This window comes from Faecalicatena contorta, assembly GCF_022835095.1.
In the GTDB taxonomy this organism is placed as follows: domain Bacteria; phylum Bacillota; class Clostridia; order Lachnospirales; family Lachnospiraceae; genus Faecalicatena; species Faecalicatena contorta.
Genome location: NZ_BQNQ01000001.1, coordinates 2865333 through 2885665, shown reverse-complemented (window position 1 = coordinate 2885665; position 20333 = coordinate 2865333). Strand labels below are relative to the sequence as shown.

Below are 20333 nucleotides of genomic sequence, written 5' to 3'. Positions count from 1 at the left end.
GGAGATATATATGGAGAATAAAGGAAAAGAAGAGAAACCGATTGTCATATTCAGTTTTACGGAGGAAGGGTGCAGGCTGAACAGAAAATTGAATGCGCTGCTGGCAAAGGCAGGTTACGAGTGCGTAAGTTATACAACGGAACGTTTTGCCGCAGGATTCGGTATGAATCCGATGGATCAAGATCTAAAACAATGGATTGGGGTGCGATGGGGGAGCTGCTCCTTTCTGTTCATCGGGGCGGCAGGAATTGCAATCCGCTATATTGCTCCATGGGTGGCGGATAAGTACCGGGATTCGGCCGTGCTCTCTATGGATGAAAAAGGCGGATTTGTGATTCCGCTTCTTTCGGGCCACGTAGGCGGAGCTGTCAGACTGGCAATGCTGGTCGCAGAGCAGACGGGGGCAGTACCGGTAGTTACAACGGCAACCGATGTACAGAATAAGTTTGCTGTGGATGTATTTGCAAAAGAAAACCATCTGCACATCGGGAGCCGCAGGCTTGCAAAGGAGATTTCCGCAGCTGTACTGGAGGGAAAGAAGATCGGGTTTTACAGTGCTTATCCGGTGGAGGGCAGGATGCCGGAGGAACTGTGTGTCTGCCGTTGCCTGGAAGAGCTGGGCAGGCTGCCGCTGGGGATTGCGGTGGCAGATGCAGGGACAGAGATAAAAGAGGGGAAAAACATCCTGTTTCTTCCGCCCAGGAATCTTGTGGCAGGGGTCGGATGCAGAAGAGGAACCCCCGGGGCCAGGCTGAAGGAAAAGCTGGAAGTCCTCCTAAAAGAGCTGGGCGTATCCCTCTGCCAGATCCAGGCCCTTGCAAGCATTGACCTGAAAAGGGACGAGGCAGGACTGCTGGAGCTTGCACAAGAGTGCCGGGTTCCCTTCGCAACGTATTCAGCTGACGAACTGCAGGAAATCGAAGCCGTCAGTTCTCATTCTGAGTTCGTAGAAAAGATCACCGGAGTGGATAATGTCTGTGAGCGGGCTGCCAGAAAATATGCGCCCGAAGGCGTCATGATACAGCCGAAGATTAAGCTGAACGGGATCACTTATGCGGTGGTCAGAGAAAATACAATGATAAGATTTTGATTCCGGAATGAAAAAGCAAAAGGGGGAAACAAAAAGGAAGAAAGCGGCCGGTTAAGCCGTTTTCTTCCTTTCGCTTTAGTTTACATAAAATTCATTGACAGCTTCGAAGAATGCATGTATATTCTCCCATTTTGAAAGCGGAGGGATGTCGCATCCTGAAGATATTACAAAGTTTGGATACTTACAGCATGCTTCCATAACGGCTTTCGTCTCTTTTTTGATGGACTCCACCGTTCCGTTTCTGAACTGAGAAGCAGGATCTACGTTGCCGGCAGCAGCGATATGAGCAGGGATATGCGGCATCATTTCTGCCATGCTGATCGCATTGCCAAAATGAAGCAGCGGGCATCCGGTTGCGATAATTGAGTTGATCTGCTGTATCGTGCAGTTTCCGCAGTTATGGTATACAATGATGAATTCGTCATCCTGAACGGCATCAACAATTTGTTTTACATAATCTGCTGAAAATTCTTCGGCAAGCGCTGGGGAGAGCAGTCCGGCAAGAGGCTCAGCCAGAACAATACCGTTAGCGCCTGCACGTTTGTATTCTGTACAGTAGTTAATGATGAATCTCGTGACTTTTTCCAGAACGGTATGTACCATATCCGGTTCCTCATAGCAGTAAATCATTGCCTCGGACACATCCATCAGTCTTCCGGCGAGTGAAAACGGTCCGATAGCGCCTGCCAGCACAGGTCTGTCTGTTATTAACTTTGAGGCCTTTTCAATTGCTTCTATATAGAGTCCGGTACGCCCGCTTCCGATCTCGGGAATTTCCAGAGCGTCTGCTTCTTCCTCTGAGCTGACCACACTTCCTATTACGGTAGGCACTTCTTCATCTGAGACACGGATTGTTGAACCAAAGCACTCTGCCTCAACAGACAGGTCCATCAGGCTGACAGAAGCGGCGGCGTCTGTGTTTTCTGCAACCAGCTGCATACCCCGTGCCTGCAGATCACTGCTGGAGATCAGATCCTTTACCGTTATGTCCATTAACTGGATGGCAGGGAATGATAATACCGGCATTGCCTTTTTAACCGGTGTATTGATTGTATCTGCGATCCACTGTTTCATATTCAATTTCATAAAATATTACCTCCAGGCTCTCTTCATTTTTATTTGTATTTGATGACTCAAGTATAGAAGAACTGCGGGGAGGTTTTTATGAAAAATATTCTGTTTTTTGGCTTTTTTTAAGTTTATTTATAAAAAAATATCAATATTGGAAAATGAAATTGCTACCGATACTGCTTAGGCGTCAGTCCGGTATACTTCTTAAACACTTTGGAAAAGTAACTCTGGTCCTCAAAACCTACAGCCACGGCGATATCAATGATTGAAAAATCCGTATTGGAAAGCAGGCGTTTGCTTTCCTCTATACGCACCATGTTCAGATACTCTTTGAAGGAAGAGCCGGTGGACTGCTTGAACATGGTAGAAAAATAAGACGGATGGAGATGAACGTGGGAGGCAACATCTTCCAAGGTAATAGGTTCGTTAAAATGTTCCGATATATAAAGCATGGATTTTTTAACGAGTTCACTGTTTTTGGAAGGAATGTAGTTAAACATACTTTCAGAAAAGGCCTCTACAATCTCCTGCAGTTTAAAACAAAGCGTATCCATGGTGGTAATCTGCTGCAGGTTTTTCAAAAAATGGTTATTCAATTTTAAAATGTTATCAGTAGGAGCACCACTCTCAATTGCCGCCCTGGAAAGCAGAGAACACAGCTCAATAGCCCTTGACTTCACAATCTCGATGCTGTTTCCCTCCGAGAACAGCACATAGCCGAGCAGGTCGTTGAGTATCGCATTGGCCTCGTGCACATTGCCTACCTTTACCTTTGCGATCAGATCCTTTTCCTTTTCATAAGGATAGGAAGCAGTACTGATATTTTCGGCCTTGTAACGCTGTATGGATTCATTGATCCTGGACTGCTGGAGCAGTTTTTGGTTATTTTGTTTGAGCTCTTCTTTACTGTCGTCGATCAGGTTGGCAAACAGATAATATAAGAGGTGGCTGATATGATTGACCATGGAGGGTGAGACAACGGGAATATTGCCCGTTTCATCGTATAACTCCAGGGCCTCATCGGTTGGAATATTGTACTTCCTGGCAATGTCCGAGATCAGGATGGAGTCCGGGGAATCCATCAAAAACGGCCCTACCAGGATAGAGCCGAGGAATGTCTTTTTGCTGATCAGAGGGAACACGATGTGATTCAATTCAGCATGACAGGAGAATATGTAAGGCTCGCCAAGCGTGATCGCTTTTTTACTGGCTGATATATGCATTTTTTCGCAGCTGTCGTTGGGGGGAAGATAGTCCTGGAAACAGCGGCAGAAGCTGGACATCTGTCCGCTTACAGCCAAAAACTCCCCATGTTCGTCGATAACCTGGATAGGAAGCCTCATACAGGCATAAAATGTGTCTACCATGGAGTGCAGTGTATCTTCCGAAACGATGGAATATAATAAAGGTGCCATTCGTAAGCCTCCGTTTCACTAATTTTTAGTATCATAAGTGTAACACACTTTTCTAAGAATATGGTTAGAAATTGCAAGAAAAATATCAAAAAAAGTAAAAAGAAGTAATATTTCAGACAGGTCTGCGCATTTACTGCGCAGACCGTACGAAAGCATAGTGGTTGCAGGCATACAGGTATCCGCTCCGCTTCGATCCGGGCTTAACTGCACTGTTACAACAGAACAGGAAAAGCCTAAATGGCCTTTCCTGTTGCAGTTGTGCGTACGAGTTCATAGAGCAGGAGCGGATTGGCGCTGATTGCGGCTTCTTTTCGTTCTATGCGGCGGGAAGTGGTCAGTGGCCCGATGGCGCCCTGGGTTCTGGCAATCTCCATTGCCATTGCCTTGGAGGCTTCCTTAGCATACTTTAGCGCATCCTCATACTCTTCAAAAAAGACAGATTCGGAAGCAGTTGTGACATGGAACCCGTTCATTTCTTCCTCCTCGTAGGCGGGCTTTACTTCGGCGGTGGCGGTGGCTGATATATTGCCAACAATCGCACCGATCGCATTTGCCACGGAGGCGTGGGGTGGGATCACGGCTTTCGTGCCGAGCAGCCTTGCTACAGCGGGCAGAAAAATGTGTGTAGGAGCTCCGACGCCGACCAGAACAGCCTTTGTAGAAAAGCGGGCTGAAAAGAAAGCGCCGTTTCCTGATTTCAATTGTGCGTAGCTGATATGGATCAGCGTTTCTATCTGTGAATCGGACATCGTATGTTTTAATCCCTCTAATTCCGTGTCCATCAGAATACGGATCAGATTACAGTAGAGCTTTTCCTCCACCATATCATAAATTTTCCGGCAAAGTTCTTCCTTGGAGATATGGGCGTATTTTGCAATAAATTCCGCGCCGGCCAGGGAGGCATCTTTGTCAAAGGCTGCAAAATCCCCACATATATGCATCACGTCAGTTGGTGTCAGACCGGATCTTAATAGAATGCCGTCCTCCTCAAGACGGGCAGTTTTTAGTCCGTAGATATCTTTTCCGATCGCCTTTGCCGCATTTGGGTACATCAGAGGCCCGTTTTTCAAGGCTTCACAGAGAGCCAGCTCGTCCTCCGTGTACTGCGCATGCACAGAGACATCTTTCATAAGCACGAAGAATTCATACAGCGGGAAAGTATGTCCCTCGGGATATGCATCCAGTCCGGCCAGTTGTTCCTTGATGCCGGGATAGTTGGAGGCGAGCATGCACAGAGGCATGATCCGGTAATTCTCAAGGAAAAGGCCGCCGTCGTAATTATAATGTACGGCGGTATCGCCGCCCAGAGCAAAGGTATCTACATAAAGGCCCTTTACAAAGGTCTTCCAGTCTCCGATCTGGATCCCGTCGTTAGCACTCAGTGGTTCCCCGCCTTTAATGATGGCGATATCGGTAGTCGTACCTCCCATATCTACGATGACTGCGTTTTCTTCCGAGACGAGATGCTGAACCCCCGTAATGCTGGCCGCGGGTCCGCACAGAAGCGTCTCCACCGGGTGCCGGCAGGTGTACTCATCGGACATCAGGTTGCCGTCGCTGCGCATAATCACTACCGGGAGAGAAAGCCCATGGTTCAAAAAGACTGCTTTTACCGCGGTCATGAATTCATGGATGACTGGGATCAGACGCGCGTTAAGCAACGCCCCGGCGCCCCTTCGTAACATATTTCTGTCGGGGAACAGATCGTGTCCCAGAATCACAGGAATATCAAGAACCGATTTTACTATTTCCGCCGCTCTTTTTTCATAACTACCGTGATGCTCTTTTGCGAAGAGCTGTACAATACTGATACAGTCACAGTCCCCGGCAAAGTCTTGCAGGTCTTTGGCAAACTGAGTCCAGTCGGGCTGAACGCTTTTAGAGGGCTTGGGAGTCAGTTCACATTCGAGCAGATATACGTCCTCCAGCGATTCGATCCCGTAATCCTGATAAGAAGATTCCAGCGTCTGGCGGGCCAGCCCGATCAAGACAAGCTTTCCTTTTCCGCCCCTGTTTTCCACGCATGCATTGGTTGCGAGTGTTGTAGACAGAGAAAGCGCCCCACAGGAGGAGAGCATGTCACCGGGAAGTTTTTCCAGTACATTGTGGATCCCTGTTTTTAAATCTTCTTTCGTTGTCAGAGACTTAGCAGATGCCAGTATTTGATTCGTTTCCAGATTATATACAACCGCATCCGTATAAGTGCCTCCGGTATCAATTCCAATTCCTATCATAAAAATCCCTCTTTTCCACATGATCTATGTTAAGTTTAACACTTGGAAGAGACGGAAGAGAGTAGTTTTTTAGGGAGAAAAGGTAAAAAATACGTGAGTTTGCATTTATGGGAGGGGGGAGTGAATGCTGGAGCGCGAAATGGAAGCCTGCCAACTACAATAAAGATGTTGTTATTTATGGTATAATTGATGAAAATATGATAAAATAATAAAAGTTAAAAGAAAATTATAAGGAGTGACTATATTATGGAAAGAAGAGTTGGAACTGTTTCAAGAGGAATTCGCTGTCCCATTATACGCGAGGGAGATAACCTGGCAGATATTATCGTAGACAGCGTACTTTTAGCTGCCGAGAGTGAAGGGTTCGAGATCCGTGACAGAGATGTTATAGCAGCCACCGAATCCATAGTGGCCAGAGCACAGGGAAATTATGCATCCGTTGATAACATAGCAGAGGATGTAAAAAATAAGCTTGGCGGGGAGACTATCGGAATTATTCTGCCTATTCTGTCAAGGAATCGTTTCTCTATCTGCCTGAAGGGAATGGCAAGGGGCGCCAAAAAAGTTGTGCTGATGCTGAGTTACCCGTCAGACGAAGTGGGGAACGAGTTGGTATCCCAGGATAAGCTGGATGCGGCCGGCGTGAATCCTTACAGTGATGTCCTGGATCTGGAGCGCTACAGGGAGCTGTTCGGTGAGAACAAACACCGTTTCACGGGCGTGGATTACGTGCAGTATTACAGCGATTTAATCAGAAATGAAGGCGCAGAAGTGGAGGTCATCTTCGCCAACCATCCGCAGGAGATTCTTAAGTATACCAAAAAGGTAATTAACTGTGATATACATAGCCGTGAGAGAACAAAAAGGCTGCTCAAAGAAAACGGTGCGGAGATTGTCTGCGGCATGGACGATCTGCTGAACTCTCCGGTGAACGGAAGCGGCTGCAATGAAAAATACGGACTTCTCGGATCTAATAAATCCACCGAGGAATCTGTCAAGTTATTCCCGCGGACAAAGGAATGCGGTGAGCTGATTCTGGAAATCCAAAAGTGTATTCTTGATAAGACAGGGAAACATGTGGAAGTGATGGTATACGGCGACGGAGCATTCAAAGATCCTGTCGGAAAGATCTGGGAACTTGCAGACCCATGCGTGTCCGTTGCGAATACCCCGGGGCTGGAAGGTACGCCGAATGAGGTGAAGTTAAAATACCTGGCGGATAATGAGTTCAGAGATTTATCCGGACAGGAATTAAAAGAGGCCATCTCTCAGCGCATCAAAGAGAAAAAAGACGATCTGGTGGGAGATATGGCGGCACAGGGAACAACCCCAAGAAGGCTTACAGATCTGATTGGCTCACTTTGTGACCTGACGAGCGGTTCTGGTGATAAGGGAACTCCGGTTATCCTTGTGCAGGGATATTTTGATAATTATGTGTCTTAATGTACTGATCCGGTCATAGCAGGGAGGTTTAGATGCAGAAATACAGAAGACCTTACCCCCAGTTTTCTCTTTGCGGATTAAACTGCGGGCTGTGCCCCATGTATCATATTAGTGAGGAATCACACTGCACTGGATGCGGTGGAGAAGGCAGGCCCACGTGTGAGATCATCCGCTGCAGCATGGAACATGAGAATGTAGAGAAAATAATTCAAAGCACGTACCGGCAGATGGCAGCTGAATCTGCAGTGTAATTAAGGAGGATAACAGTATGGAAGGAATGAAGGTTACAAAAGTATGTACAGCACGAGATAAGGTAGAGGCAGAAATGATCCTGGACATCTTGGGCCAGCATAATATCCAGGCGTACAGGCAGGGAATTGCCAGCGGAGGCCTCATGGATATCTATACGGGAAACTCCATCTTCGGCGAGGATATTTTTGCAGATGAGAGCGATGTGGAAGCGGCCAGAGAACTGATCTGGAATATCATTGAAGGGGCAGATGAAGAGTGAACAATCTGCCATTTAAACGACATATGTGGAACAAAGGAAAATACAATAAAAATGAGGCGGAAATTTGATTTCCGCCTCATTTTCTACCCTTATATTACCACAAAACGCGTATTTTTTCAAGTCTTGTAAAGTCTGCGGCGCGGCCTTATAATGAAAAATCAATTGGGAAAGGGGCGGTGTCATGGAAACGAATATTTTAGAACTTCTGGAACTGACAAAGAGGAAAGAGGAACTGGCATTATTGTCCGCAATGAATCAGAAGACGGAGCGCTTCGGACTCGTGCTCAGGGAGGCGGATATCAAAGAGCTGGCAGAATGCAGGAATCAGAGCCTGAAAAAGTATGGCAGGGTGGAATTCGGGAGGGGAATATTGGATCAACTGATTTATGTTTTCTGTGATTCACAGTATATCAGCCAGCATAATTATCTGTCCAGCCTGGAACGGCTGCAGGATGTTTTTTATGAATTCAAAAATGCTGCGCTGGATCAGATGACAGATGATGAGGTTCTGACTTTTATGAGAGAACAGTTTGAGACAGTCTGTGCAGGAGATCTGGACTATCTGGAGGAAACATGCCTGGAAGTCTTTACTGCGGCAGTCCGTGCAGGCTACCGTGGATATACGGCTAGCGGCGGAAACGGAGAGTATGAACAGTTCGATGAGGTGACCCGCTGGGACAAAGAATTGTATCTGCAGGCGCTTAGGGAACTGTGCTGGGAGTAAAGGGGAAAGCAGTGGAAGGAGGTTCACGGATGCACAATGAGATTGAAGAATTACTGCCCGTTGTGGCAAAACTGGCCGAACGCTATACATCAAAGGAAAGTTCTTCTGTTTCCTATAAAACGGCGGAACAGCTTATGGAAGCAGTCGTTTATTGTATCAATGAAGTGGCGGGAGAGCCTGCAGAATATATGCTTCAGGGGCAGCGGGCAGGGGCTGCGTCCACCTATGAGGCAGGGTACCGGATTGTACTGGAGAAGACAGGCCGCGCCAAGGAGATATATCACCATATTATTGAAGGCTTTGACGACTATGGATGCAAAAATTACAGAGAGACGATTGTAAGCGGTATGCCCGCGTTTTTCACCTGGTATGACCCGGTATTTCAACCCCAGGACCATATTCTGACATTGGACTATCCGGTTTTTCAAATGGAGTGCGGGAAAAAGGGGGTGGATTTAATCCTGGCTTATCTAAGTCAGATTGAGTACGAGCAGCGTTTTCTCCGAAGTTTTCACAGGCCAGGCATCGTAAATCTGTTGGAATCCACCTGCCCGGATTACGAAGAGCTGTACTTGGATAATATATGCCTTCCCGTACTGTTTCGTGCGCTGGCCTGCATGATCACAGAAAGGCCTCTTTTTGACCTGGAACTGGACGGGGAGGGGCAGAGTGAAACGGAGGGTTACTTTCAGGATATGCCGGCGGAGACTATAGAGAGACAGGTCTCATATCTGCTGGATCTGTTGGAAAAGGCTGTTATGAAAGAATTATACGCAGGCAGGTTCCGGTACTGCGCCCGGGAACTGTCCGTTAGAATCAAGAACCATGCCCGGTTTTGATTGGGACAGGGGGTTATGGTACCGGATATTCGAGCAGATCCAGGATGGAACAGCGGATAATGTAATGGTAGGCCTCATTGAGCTGTTCAGAAGTGTACTCGGTATCATGCAGGATCCAGTACCTCAAGGAATCAGTCAGGCCAAAAGCATAGAATCTCGCAACGGCATCTTTAGAAAGAGCGGCCAGCTTGTCGGGAGATTTCAGCGGATATCTGTTCAGTAAGTCCAGAAGTATAGTAAATACGTATTGATACATCAGTTCCTCAAAGGAATTGGGGCCTTGTATAGCGTACAGCTTTTTATAAAAGGCCCTTTCCTTTTCGAGGCAGCTGCATAGAAGCCGGAACATATCTTCTTCCATATTATTCTCGATCAGCACCTGTATATTTTCTTTTATATTCTTTTCAAAAATCCACTCAAGCAGTTCGTATTTATCCTGAAAATGTTTATAAAATGTCGGGCGGATGACCCCCGCGCCGTCTGTTATCATTTTAATTGTGATCTTTTCAAAAGGCACCTGCATGATGAGTTCTTTGAATGATGAGGTCAGTAAATCCTTTGTTAATTCCTTTTTATCTTCCATAAAACTCCACTCCTTTACTGATATTATAACATATTCACCGTTAGAAAATGAAGCGGCGGGCTACAAATTAGAAAATATGTAGCTTATAAGGAACATTTCCGAAAAATTGTTCTAATAAAAATACATTAAGTGAAGTCTGCATCTTATGAAATTTCAGAACCATTGATAAAATAAAGGTAAGCAGACGAAAGGGAAGGAGAGGAGGATATTGGTACTTTTTGAAATCCTGATGATTTCAATCGGATTATCCCTGGATGTATTTGCATATGCACTTTACAAAGGCGCGATGATGCCTGAGATTCGTAAATCTGCATTAGTTAAAATAAGCTGTGTTTTTACCGTATGGCAGATGGCGAGCCTTCTGCTTGGAAATATGATCACGAATATTCCGCTTCTGAAAGCATCGGCAGAGAAGGCCGCAGCCCACTGGAAATACATTTCAGTTCTTATCTTTGCGTGCCTTGGCATGTATATGATCCTTAAGGGCAAAAGACATCAGACGATCATCGAACACAAGGAGGAAGGCGTAGAGCTGAAACAGGTTTCGGTGTGGGCATGTATAACGAGCGTTGATGCATTTCTGGCAGGAATAGGATTTGGGCTTTTCAGAACAAACCTGACGGATACAGTCTTCATCATCGGAATTGTGACAGCCGCCAGTGTGATTCTCGGTATTTATGCAGGATATTGGATGGGGTGCCAGTCGAAAAACAAAATAGTGGCCCTGGGCGGATGCATTCTGTTAATTGGTGGAATTGAATTGCTGATAAGGGGAATAAAATGAAGAAATGATAAGTGACAAACGAGAAAAAAAGGAGGAAATGGGAAATGGGAAAATTGAGACATCAGGCAGAGCGGGCGGCATTTGGCAAGGTGATTGATTCCGCAATGAAGCACATCAATAAAGACAGAGAGAAAAGTTTTCTGAAAATGGTTGATCTGACGGAAAGCTTTGCAAAAGACCGGTTCCTACCGGAAAGTTATGATGCGGCAAGGAGGATCATCCGGGACAAGGATGGAAAATGGATGACTTATGTGAACCGGATTTTAGATGAAGTGAGCCCGAATGTGATCCGAACAACGGCCATGAACCTGGGATTCGAAGCCATGCTGAGCGGAACGAAAATCATGCATGAAAGCAGGGAAAAATATCAGTGCAACATTCCATGGCTGATCCTGCTGGATCCAACCAGTGCATGCAATCTGAAATGTACAGGCTGCTGGGCAGCAGAATATGGGCATACGCTGTCCTTGACTTACGAGGATTTGGACAGTATCATTACCCAGGGAAAAGAACTCGGAATCTATTTTTATATGTATACCGGCGGGGAACCTCTTGTGAGGAAGGCAGATATCATCAGGCTCTGCGAAAAACATAATGACTGTGCATTTCATGCATTTACAAATGGCACACTGGTGGACGAGGCGTTTTGCGAAGAGATGGACCGGGTCGGGAATCTGTCCCTGTCAATCAGCCTGGAAGGCTATGAGGAGGTAAATGATGGACGCAGAGGCATCGGTGTATTTAACCAGGTTATGGAAGCAATGGATAAACTAAAGGCGCACGGCCAGATATTCGGAACCTCGATCTGCTATACAAGGGCAAACATTGAGACCGTAACATCCGATGAATTTCTGGACATGATTATTGAAAAGGGGTGCCGGTACGCATGGTATTTTCATTATATGCCGGTTGGTAATGACGCGGCAGTGGAGCTTTTGCCGACAAAGGAACAGCGGGAGTACATATATCACAGAATTCGTGAAATCAGGGCCGTAGAGGGAGGAAAGCCGATCTTTGCATTCGACTTCCAAAATGACGGCGAATACGTAGGGGGATGCATCGCAGGAGGACGGAATTACTGCCATATTAATCCAAACGGAGATGTGGAGCCATGCGTATTTATCCATTATTCCAGCGCAAATATCAAAGAGGTGAGCCTCTTAGAAGCGCTTCAACAGCCGCTTTTCATGGCATACAGAGAGGGGCAGCCATTCAACGAAAACCATCTCCGCCCATGTCCGATGCTTGAAAACCCGGAGAAACTGTTGGAAATGGTGAATAAAACCGGTGCCAGATCCACTGACATGCAGTCCCCGGAGACGGTAGAGCATCTCTGCAGAAAATGTGAGATGTACGCGAAGGAGTGGAAAGAAAAAGCGGATGAGCTGTGGGAGAAATAAGGTGGATATTATTGAAGCAGGAAAATAAAAAGAAAGAGCAGACACGTTCTTCATGGAAACGCATCGGAAAGCTGCTTTTCCTGGCGGCAGTTTTCCTGACCGCATTCCTGGCCCTGAAGGATTCCTGGGGGAGCATATGGAACGAGTTAAAAACAACATCTTTTAAGGTGGTCACAGGCGTGTTTTTTCTCAGCATTTTGTACAATTGCTGCGATGGCTGTGCACTGACAAAACTGCTGCGCACCTGTGACGAGAATACTCCCTGGAGCGTGGGGATCGGCTGTTCCTTCTATTACAGTTTTTTCAGAGTGGTTACGTTCGGGAGCGGAACGGCCCCTGCGGGCATGTACTATGTCAGCAGAAGAGGCATACCGGCCTCCAGAAGCCTGGGAATCTTCACCATAAACTACACGATCCAGCGCATCTCCATTTGTCTATACTTTCTTTTTAGTTTTCTAAGTAACTATGGAGCAATGAATCAATATTTCGGTGAATATAAAACCTATATGGCGACAGGTGTGGTACTTGCCGTATTAGTTGCTGCCGCCCTGATTACAGCCTGCGTCTGTGCCCCGCTGCACCGCCTAATATTCCAACTTGCAGAAAAGGTCATCCGCAAAGAAAAACAAAAAGAAGATCTGTCCAAATGGCAGAAAAAAGCAATCATCGTGCGTACAGAGGCCCGCAGCCTCCTAAAAAACAAGAAGCTATTATTAGACCTGTTCATTCTGAATTTCCTAAAACTAAGCGCATGGTATCTCATCCCCGTCACCATCTTCCACCTGCTCAATTCCTCAGAACTCTCACTATACATGGCCACGGCCGCAATGATGACCGCCCTGTCAGGTGTCATCCCCGCCCCCGGAGGAGTAGGAGCCGCAGAATTCCTCTTCGTCCTCCTGTTCACCCCGCTAATAGGAAAAACACAATCCGCATCCGCAATGCTGATCTACCGCTTCGCAACGTATATACTGCCTTTTATTTTAGGAGCTATCGTAGCAGCAACAACCCACAGCAAAAAAATCCTGCATAGCCAGTCCCAATCCGCCTTCCCCGTATGCTAAAAAGCCCCGTACAGGGGCTACTCCCAACCGGATGCACTCAGCTGAGTGGGAGACAGGCAGGGGAATATTTGGGACTGTCTATACCTTTTCGAACTCCATCGAGAGCGCTGTTAGAATCCGTTAAAGAAAAAAAGGGAGCATGAAGGCAATTCCTTCATGCTCCCTTTTTTTCTTTAACGGATTCTCCGCAAACGGACAGGAGTTGAAAAAGCATAGACAGTCCCAAATGTGTTACTATGCACGGTCTATGGGCCGTACATAGTAACGGTATCTGGCTCATTTAAAGTCGCCTGTGGCGAGGAGCCAGATGCCCGCCCCCATCGCTTTGCTGGCCCGGATGCAGTGCAGCAAGGTGCACGGCCCCGTGAATATTACCCAAATGTTCCCCTGCCTATCTCTCACTCAGCGCCCACGTCCCGCCGCTTAAAAAGTCTTAGGCTGTGTTAAGATTGATTTTACGTGTTCTACTTCCTGCTGTGATGCTTTCTGAGCCGGTACATAGTAACTTTTTTCTCTTGCTACCTGATAGAGTTTCTCCTGAGACATCTCACATTCGTTGCGGATCTGTTTCAGGCATTGTTTTAATTCCTTGTTTTCAGTCTGTGGAATCATGTCGCCAAACATTTTCAGTTCTCCGTTTACTCCGACTAAGGCATCGGATACCATTGTTTTTTCATTCATATTCGTCACCTCTTATAAGAATTTCATCAGTTCCTGTTTGTTTTTCATTGCAGAATCAGCTGCATCCTGGAAAAGTTTTTTAACCTCAGGGTCTTCAGCCTGTGATGCATAATCAGTCATTTTGCAGTGTGTTGTGTCATAGCCGCCAATCAGGTGACGTAAGTTTTGCAGATCTAATACAGAAATTTCGGACATAATCTGACCTCCTTTGAGAAATAATATTTTCGAAGATTATTATGTCCGCGGCATGAAAAATTATACTTGGCCGGTTATTACGGTATATATTGACAATAAAGCTGCTGTAAAAAAATTTCCAATAAACAGCATTAAAAAAACAAAGTCTTTTTAGAGATAGACTAAAATATGACATAAATGGTATTATTTTTCCAGGGACTGCTGTTCTATCGGTGCCGGAGGCCTGAGCCTTGCATGCAGAATAAATTCTGAAAACAGTTCGCGCATTTCAGGAGACGTGCGGTACATACACTCCGGATGCCATTGCACGCCAATTGCAAATGGATGCGTAGGCATTTCGATGGCTTCAATGGTTTTGTCCGATGCATGTGCACATGCGGTCAAATTTTTGCCCAGCATGCCAACTGTCTGATGGTGGAAACTGTTGACATCCAGGCGGGAGCCGATGTATTTCCTGAGCTGTGTCCCTTTTTCAACCTGGATTTTGTGGCTGACTTCTGCGCGAGAGTAGGACTGCTGCATATGGTTGAGCGGCCGGCCGGGCTGCAGGGAGATATCCTGATAGATCGTACCGCCGCAGGCAACATTGTATACCTGCATCCCCCGGCAGATAGAAAAGACAGGTTTCTTTGTGGTCAGAACAGCCTTCATGAGCCGGATCTGAAATAGATCCAGCGTAATATCGGTTTTTCCGATCCCATTTTTGGGCTCTTCTCCAAATAAAAGAGGCGTAATATCATTTCCCCCGCAAAAGAGAAATCCATCGCAGAAGGCAATATATTCCTGGATTGCGTGGTCAGACCTGATCAGAGGCAGGATAAAGGGCAGCCCGCCGGAGTATCTGACAGACTGGATATAAGTATTAGTCACGAACTGCCTGTCGTCCATGAGGCCGCAGACAACGATTCCGATTTTCGGTTTCATAAGCACTCCTTTTTCAACATAGGATAATTCAGACAGGATTACGCCCGCCAAAAGTAGTGGTTATAGAGTATGTAAAAAAGTGGTAAAATATACCTTGTCGTGCAGTTTTACTGCACGTCCGCCCGCAGGGCCTGAGTTACGGTGTGCCCTTGGATATACTTTGCCATGAATATGTGAAAACATTATAAGTGTGAAGGGAATGGTGAATGATGGGATTAATAGATATGCATTGTGATACGATCAGCAGGCTGATGGATGCCCCCAAAGGAGAGTGCCTGGCTGTGAATCAATTTAGTATTGACGTGGGAGGGATGGAAAGTGCGGGGACACTAGCCCAGTTTTTTGCATGCTTTGTAAATGCAGTATCCTTTGAAAATAAGAATGTACATACAAGAGGGACGGAGCCGATTTCATCGGAAGCATGGGAGCGCGCATATTTGGCGGTACTGGCCATGGCAGACAGGTTAGAGCAGGAGCAGAATGAGAAAATACAGGTTGCACATTCTGCGGAGGAAATAACAACAAATTCCGTGAATGGAGTGATATCTGCCGTAAAAACGGTCGAAGAAGGCGGAGTTATTAAAGGCAGTCTATCGAGGATTGATGAGCTTTACAATAAGGGTGTCCGGCTGATTACGCTGACGTGGAACCATCCGAACTGCCTCGGGTATCCGAATTCCCGTGACAAAAGTATAATGGAGAAGGGGCTTACAGAGTTTGGACGCCTTACTGTGGAACGGATGAACGAACTTGGAATGCTTGTAGATGTGTCTCATCTATCAGACGGTGGATTCTGGGACTGTATAAGAATCAGCAAAACACCGGTCTGTGCCTCCCATTCCAATGCCAGAGCTCTCTGCGGCCATCCCAGGAATCTTTCGGATCATATGATCCGCGCGCTTGCGGAAAACGGCGGTGTGGCAGGGCTGAACTTTTATCCGGCGTTTTTGACCGGAAGAGATGAGGCCGTATTAGATGATATTGCCCGCCATGCAGTGTATATGATACGCTGCGGCGGTGAAGACGTGGCTGCTATAGGAACGGATTTTGACGGTTTTGAAAATAAGGTACGTGACGGGTGGATCGGGCATGTGTGCGAGATGGGCCTGGTGTGGGATGCCATGAAAAAGAGAGGCATTACTGAGCGTCAGCTGGATAAAATCATGTCCGGGAATGCGCTTAGGGTGATACGGGATGCCTTGTAAAATTATACACAAGGGGTCCCCCGAAATACAAACACCGGGGAAATGGTTATTCCAGCAGATACCCATTCGCATAATGACTGTCTGTGATATGGGTATAACCGGAATAAGATGGATTTTGTTTCAGCAGTTTCTGGAGCAGTTCCTCTTGGTTTTCCAGGATATCCATGATGTAAACAATCACGGGTTTATCCTGATAAACCGTCGTATCCGTATAAACATCTAAGTTTTCAGAAGATAAAAATGTTAGCGAATTATAGTTTATAGCTTCATAATAAAGGGTATGGTTCCAGAAATTCACCCCGTCATTGACAATAATACAATCCAGCCCGGCATATTTTTTTGCAGTCTCAACAGACAGCTCTGTTTGTTTTTCAAAATAAGTCCAGTCGCATCCCCAATAGCTGAGGAATATACACCCCATGGTCAAAAGAACCGAAATAGTAAAGCGGAGGTTCTTATCTCTGAAGAATGTACGGACTGTAAAATCAATCAATCCGCTTATTAATAGTATTAAGACAGGATATATTGGAGAGATATATCTATCATAATGGTAAACGGCAATCTTTGAAACCAGTAGAAAATAACAGACCGCAGGAAACAAAAGCATACCCCAAAGGCATCTGTTTGTGATAGCTGCCCTCTTATTTATATGTAACCGGCAGACGAGCGCGGCAGCAAAAAGAAAGAGGATAATATAGAGTATATTCCCGGTCAGATTGTTGTTTATAATTTGTAAGAAGTCTCTGAGGCTGTCAATATAACCGAAGGAAGACGCCAGATTATCCAGTGATTCTTTCCCCCGGTAACCGGTGAAGATATGTGTGATCATAGCCGGGAAGATGAAAACTGCGGCAGCCGTAGCAGTCAGAGTCTCCGCAAGATAAAGCAATGCGGATTTCCAGTGTCTTCGAACGAGTAGCGAAATGCCAAAATACATTCCCTGCAAAAAAAGGAAGATAAAAAAGTAATAATGTGTCAGCATGCCGGAGAGTATGGCCAGGGGATAATAAATAAAAAAACGTAATGGCTGATCTTCATAATACTTCACATGAAGCCAGGTCAAAAGCGTAGTATAAAACATTAGCATCGTATACATACGCAGAAAAGTATTGATTTGCAGTAGGCCGCCTGCCAATGCACAGAATAATGCGGCAGTCATAGCCGAAGTGCGCTGCATGGCCAGGCGTCTCATCGTAAGGTAAGTCAGGAATATAATGCCGCTGAAAAAAGCAATATTGATGACACCCGCAAACCATATGCTGAATTTTGCCGGAAAAAAGCTGCATACAGTATGAAGGATTACGTAATAAAGTGGGGGGTGTACATCGGCGCTCTGTTTTTCCCATACATTCCCGTATGAAAAACCATTGCCCGGCTGTACAGCCATATAGTCCAGAAATGGCTTTGCAGGGTCATCGTAGGTCTTCCCTAAATCTATATGCATAAAGATGTCATCTCCGGAATAATTACTGAGCCCATAGCTGTAATACTCATCTACATGCATGCCCTTTTTTAATGAAACTGCAAAGACTGTGGCACAAATTCCGGCAAGCATGATGAGGCTCATGATAAAAAATGTTGTTCGTTTGTTTTTAGGCACAGTAGTCATTTTTTAAAACTCCTTCTATTACTTTTATCATTATGGGAAGATTATAAAGGAGCAGTAAAAAAAATGCAACACGCCTGGTAATTTTGTCGAGGAGAGATTGCCTGAAAGAATAGTAAATGTTATAATTAAAAATCAGTAGGCCGGGTTTACGGAATATGATAAGACTTGAAAATGGAGACAAAAATTTATGAAAAAAGTATTTATCCATGCCTATGCGGCGGGGAACCTGGGAGACGATCTCTTGATCCGGATATTGTGTGAGCGTTATCCGAGAGTTCAATTTAGAATATTTGCGGATCACACTTACAAAGAGCGTTTTAAAGATATCTGCAATTTGTCGGTATACTCACCAGAAGACCGGTATGTTCGTGTAATGGACCGCATTGCCGGCGGAGTCAAGCATACTGACAGGGGATTTTGGAAGTGGATGCTGAAAACATCTTATGCGACGGTCCATATCGGGGGATCTGTTTTTGTACAGCATCAGGATGATTTTGCAGACGCATACCGTCTGGATGCAGAGCTTTGTGCCAGGAGCAAAAGAATCTTTGTAGTTGGAGCAAATTTTGGCCCTTATGAAGATGAGCGGTATCTGGAAAGTTACAGAGAACTGTTTATAAAGTATAAAGGAATCAGCTTCAGGGACAGATATTCCGCCGGCCTGTTTCCTGAACTTCCGCAGGTTAGATATGCGCCTGATGTTGTTTTTAACTATCATGCTGCAGCTGTGCAAAAGCAGAAGCATCAGGTTCTTTTTTCTGTTATTGATATGAAGAACCGGCATGGAAAATGGGGGATCAGCCAGTACGATATGGCTTATAAAAGATTTATTGCCAGACTTGCAGACGGATACTTAGAAAGAGGGTATGAAGTTAAGTTCATATCATTCTGCAGATTTCAGGGAGATGAAGAGGCCATAAAGGAAATTCGGGAGTTAATGGGAAATCCTGATAAAGACCGGGTTACGGAATGCTGTTATGATCAGAATCTCCAGGAATGCATAGGGTGTTTTTCGGAATCCGAAATTGTAATTGGGACGAGATTTCACAGTATTATACTGGGATGGCTTATGGGAAAAAAGGTTCTTCCAATTATTTATGATCTGAAAACAAAGTATACTCTGGAGGATAATGACTACCCGTTTTATCTGCAGCTAGACAACCTGAATTCGGATGTAGAGGAGCTGATAGGGAAAGTGGACAAGCTGAAACCTCCTGAGAAGGAGAATCTAATTGCAGAGGCAGCCGGACAGTTTGGGGCACTGGACCACATTTTAAGGGGATGAAACAGGAAGTAAATATACAAAAGTTATATGGAGAGAACGGAATGGGAAATGAGTTAGTTAGTGTACTGATGGTTAACTATAACCATGAGGATACGATAGGGGAAACAATTGAGAGTGTTTTGAGACAGGACTATCAGAACATGCAGTTCATTATTGTGGATGACGGTTCCACAGACAGTTCCTGCAAAGTGATTAAGAGCTACAAGGATGAGCGGATTGAGTTATACAAGCTGGAGAAAAACCGGCATATCTGTTACGCTACGAACTATGGGTTTCAAAAAGTAAAGGGAGAATTTCTTGCGAGGATAGACAGCGATGATATCTGGTATCCGGATAAGCTGGAACGGCAGATGGATTTTCTTCGCTCCAATCCGGACAGGGACATCTGTTTTTCATGGATTGATTTAATTGATGAAACGGGACGAAATATTAATGAAGAGTACAGGGAAATGGTGGAATTGTTTGAAACAAGTTTCAGGGGGCAGAGCGACTGTCTCCACACCTTTTATTTTCTGGGAAACTGCCTGTCACATCCTTCTGTGCTTATGCGGACTGGGATTATGAGGGAAACAGGAGATTTCGACCTGGGATATATGCAGTCTCATGATTTTGATTATTGGGTTCGTATTGCTAAAAAGCATCCGCTTTATGTGATGCCCGAGAGGCTCCTTGCCATGCGCAGGTTTATGGGGGAAGGAAAGGAGAATATAAATAACAGTAATCAATCGGACATCAGCAATACAAGATTTTTTAACGAATATATGGATATCCGTGCCCATTTCTTTGATGGGATGGACGATGGGCTGTTTTGCGATACATTCCGCAATGACTTTGTTTGCCCGGATTCAGAGACAGATCTGGAACTGGAGTGTGAAAAGGCTTTTCTGCTCTGTCGTCCTATACTTTCAGAACAGGCTGTTCCGGCAGCAGGAATAAGACGTTTCCATGAATTATTACGGAATCAGGATGCAGTGCGGCTGCTTGAAGAAAAATATCAGTTTACGGTCAAAGATTTTTATCAAATGACGGGCGGTCATCTTTTCTGTGATAGAATGTGGAATGAGAGAATGCACCGTAAATCAGAAGAGTGTTCCCGGATTCAGGCAGAAAATGACAGACTGCGGGCTGAGATCAAGCGGCAGAGAAAAGAGATCAAAGACTATGCGGAATCAACAAGCTGGAAGGTAACTGCTCCTCTGCGCGCAGCAGGGAAAATTTTGCATAAATAATGTAATAATTAGTAGGAGGGAAATTGTGTGCCAGGCTTGACCGTTTA

20 protein-coding genes are annotated in these 20333 nt (G+C 45.5%); 12 read left to right on the top strand and 8 right to left on the bottom strand.

Annotated elements, in window-relative coordinates; translation table 11 throughout:
- Positions 1 to 10 precede the first annotated feature (10 nt).
- The gene (locus MWG26_RS12860; protein WP_025657166.1) at positions 11 to 1090 is read left to right on the top strand and encodes a cobalt-precorrin 5A hydrolase; all 1080 of its coding nucleotides are present in this window, start codon (positions 11 to 13) and stop codon (positions 1088 to 1090) included.
- Positions 1091 to 1165: 75 nt separating this feature from the next.
- Here MWG26_RS12860 and MWG26_RS12855 read toward each other — a convergent pair whose 3' ends face one another.
- The 3 genes from MWG26_RS12855 to MWG26_RS12845 all read right to left on the bottom strand — a co-directional run bounded on the left by MWG26_RS12855 (position 1166) and on the right by MWG26_RS12845 (position 5810).
- Positions 1166 to 2176, bottom strand: a complete 1011-nt coding sequence (locus tag MWG26_RS12855) for a uroporphyrinogen decarboxylase family protein (protein WP_025657167.1) — start codon at positions 2174 to 2176, stop codon at positions 1166 to 1168.
- Positions 2177 to 2328: 152 nt separating this feature from the next.
- Positions 2329 to 3576: a PocR ligand-binding domain-containing protein gene (locus MWG26_RS12850; protein ID WP_025657168.1), complete on the bottom strand. Its 1248-nt coding sequence runs from the start codon at positions 3574 to 3576 to the stop codon at positions 2329 to 2331.
- A 233-nt stretch (positions 3577 to 3809) separates the two neighbouring features.
- Complete coding sequence (locus MWG26_RS12845) at positions 3810 to 5810, bottom strand: hydantoinase/oxoprolinase family protein (RefSeq protein WP_025657169.1); 2001 nt, start codon at positions 5808 to 5810, stop codon at positions 3810 to 3812.
- Positions 5811 to 6056: 246 nt separating this feature from the next.
- Here MWG26_RS12845 and MWG26_RS12840 point away from each other — a divergent pair, with 246 nt between their 5' ends.
- The 5 genes from MWG26_RS12840 (at position 6057) to MWG26_RS12820 (ending at position 9327) form a co-directional block, all read left to right on the top strand.
- Entirely contained in the window at positions 6057 to 7253 is a 1197-nt protein-coding gene (locus tag MWG26_RS12840) for a coenzyme F420-0:L-glutamate ligase (protein WP_025657170.1), read from the top strand.
- A 32-nt stretch (positions 7254 to 7285) separates the two neighbouring features.
- Positions 7286 to 7504, top strand: coding sequence for a DUF3795 domain-containing protein (locus MWG26_RS12835; protein WP_181969598.1), 219 nt, complete (start codon positions 7286 to 7288; stop codon positions 7502 to 7504).
- A gap of 17 nt (positions 7505 to 7521) precedes the next feature.
- Positions 7522 to 7764 carry a putative signal transducing protein gene (locus MWG26_RS12830; RefSeq protein WP_025657172.1) on the top strand — a complete coding sequence of 81 codons (243 nt, stop codon included), beginning with the start codon at positions 7522 to 7524 and terminating at the stop codon, positions 7762 to 7764.
- 181 nt (positions 7765 to 7945) lie between these two features.
- Positions 7946 to 8488, top strand: coding sequence for a DUF6323 family protein (locus tag MWG26_RS12825; protein ID WP_025657173.1), 543 nt, complete (start codon positions 7946 to 7948; stop codon positions 8486 to 8488).
- Between the two features lie 29 nt (positions 8489 to 8517).
- Positions 8518 to 9327: a DUF6179 domain-containing protein gene (locus MWG26_RS12820; RefSeq protein WP_025657174.1), complete on the top strand. Its 810-nt coding sequence runs from the start codon at positions 8518 to 8520 to the stop codon at positions 9325 to 9327.
- A 13-nt stretch (positions 9328 to 9340) separates the two neighbouring features.
- On the opposite strand, the gene MWG26_RS12815 is transcribed toward MWG26_RS12820, so the two are convergent.
- Positions 9341 to 9910 (bottom strand): TetR/AcrR family transcriptional regulator C-terminal domain-containing protein, encoded by a 570-nt coding sequence (locus MWG26_RS12815; protein ID WP_117441169.1) that lies wholly within the window; start codon positions 9908 to 9910, stop codon positions 9341 to 9343.
- A 208-nt stretch (positions 9911 to 10118) separates the two neighbouring features.
- Between MWG26_RS12815 and MWG26_RS12810 the strand changes: the two genes are divergently transcribed.
- From MWG26_RS12810 to MWG26_RS12800, 3 genes are read left to right on the top strand one after another with little or no spacing between them, the layout of a single operon-like run.
- A complete protein-coding gene (locus MWG26_RS12810) occupies positions 10119 to 10694 on the top strand; it encodes a manganese efflux pump MntP (protein WP_025657176.1) in 576 nt (191 codons plus the stop codon).
- 44 nt (positions 10695 to 10738) lie between these two features.
- Positions 10739 to 12094, top strand: a complete 1356-nt coding sequence (locus tag MWG26_RS12805) for a radical SAM/SPASM domain-containing protein (protein ID WP_025657177.1) — start codon at positions 10739 to 10741, stop codon at positions 12092 to 12094.
- An 11-nt stretch (positions 12095 to 12105) separates the two neighbouring features.
- Complete coding sequence (locus tag MWG26_RS12800; RefSeq protein WP_025657178.1) at positions 12106 to 13158, top strand: lysylphosphatidylglycerol synthase transmembrane domain-containing protein; 1053 nt, start codon at positions 12106 to 12108, stop codon at positions 13156 to 13158.
- Between the two features lie 423 nt (positions 13159 to 13581).
- Here the strand turns inward: MWG26_RS12800 and MWG26_RS12795 are convergent, their stop codons facing one another.
- From MWG26_RS12795 to MWG26_RS12785, 3 genes are all read right to left on the bottom strand, one after another.
- A complete protein-coding gene (locus MWG26_RS12795) occupies positions 13582 to 13839 on the bottom strand; it encodes a spore coat protein (protein WP_025657179.1) in 258 nt (85 codons plus the stop codon).
- A gap of 12 nt (positions 13840 to 13851) precedes the next feature.
- Complete coding sequence (locus tag MWG26_RS12790; RefSeq protein WP_025657180.1) at positions 13852 to 14034, bottom strand: hypothetical protein; 183 nt, start codon at positions 14032 to 14034, stop codon at positions 13852 to 13854.
- 183 nt (positions 14035 to 14217) lie between these two features.
- Positions 14218 to 14958 (bottom strand): gamma-glutamyl-gamma-aminobutyrate hydrolase family protein, encoded by a 741-nt coding sequence (locus tag MWG26_RS12785; RefSeq protein WP_025657181.1) that lies wholly within the window; start codon positions 14956 to 14958, stop codon positions 14218 to 14220.
- Positions 14959 to 15164: 206 nt separating this feature from the next.
- On the opposite strand from MWG26_RS12785, the gene MWG26_RS12780 reads away from it, so the two are divergent.
- Positions 15165 to 16163 carry a dipeptidase gene (locus MWG26_RS12780; RefSeq protein WP_049915870.1) on the top strand — a complete coding sequence of 333 codons (999 nt, stop codon included), beginning with the start codon at positions 15165 to 15167 and terminating at the stop codon, positions 16161 to 16163.
- 46 nt (positions 16164 to 16209) lie between these two features.
- On the opposite strand, the gene MWG26_RS12775 is transcribed toward MWG26_RS12780, so the two are convergent.
- Positions 16210 to 17772 carry a glycosyltransferase family 39 protein gene (locus MWG26_RS12775; RefSeq protein WP_025657183.1) on the bottom strand — a complete coding sequence of 521 codons (1563 nt, stop codon included), beginning with the start codon at positions 17770 to 17772 and terminating at the stop codon, positions 16210 to 16212.
- Between the two features lie 187 nt (positions 17773 to 17959).
- On the opposite strand from MWG26_RS12775, the gene MWG26_RS12770 reads away from it, so the two are divergent.
- A complete protein-coding gene (locus MWG26_RS12770) occupies positions 17960 to 19057 on the top strand; it encodes a polysaccharide pyruvyl transferase family protein (protein WP_117441168.1) in 1098 nt (365 codons plus the stop codon).
- Positions 19054 to 20286: a glycosyltransferase family 2 protein gene (locus MWG26_RS12765; RefSeq protein WP_025657185.1), complete on the top strand. Its 1233-nt coding sequence runs from the start codon at positions 19054 to 19056 to the stop codon at positions 20284 to 20286. Before MWG26_RS12770 ends, MWG26_RS12765 begins: the two co-directional genes overlap by 4 nt.
- Positions 20287 to 20333: the final 47 nt, after the last annotated feature.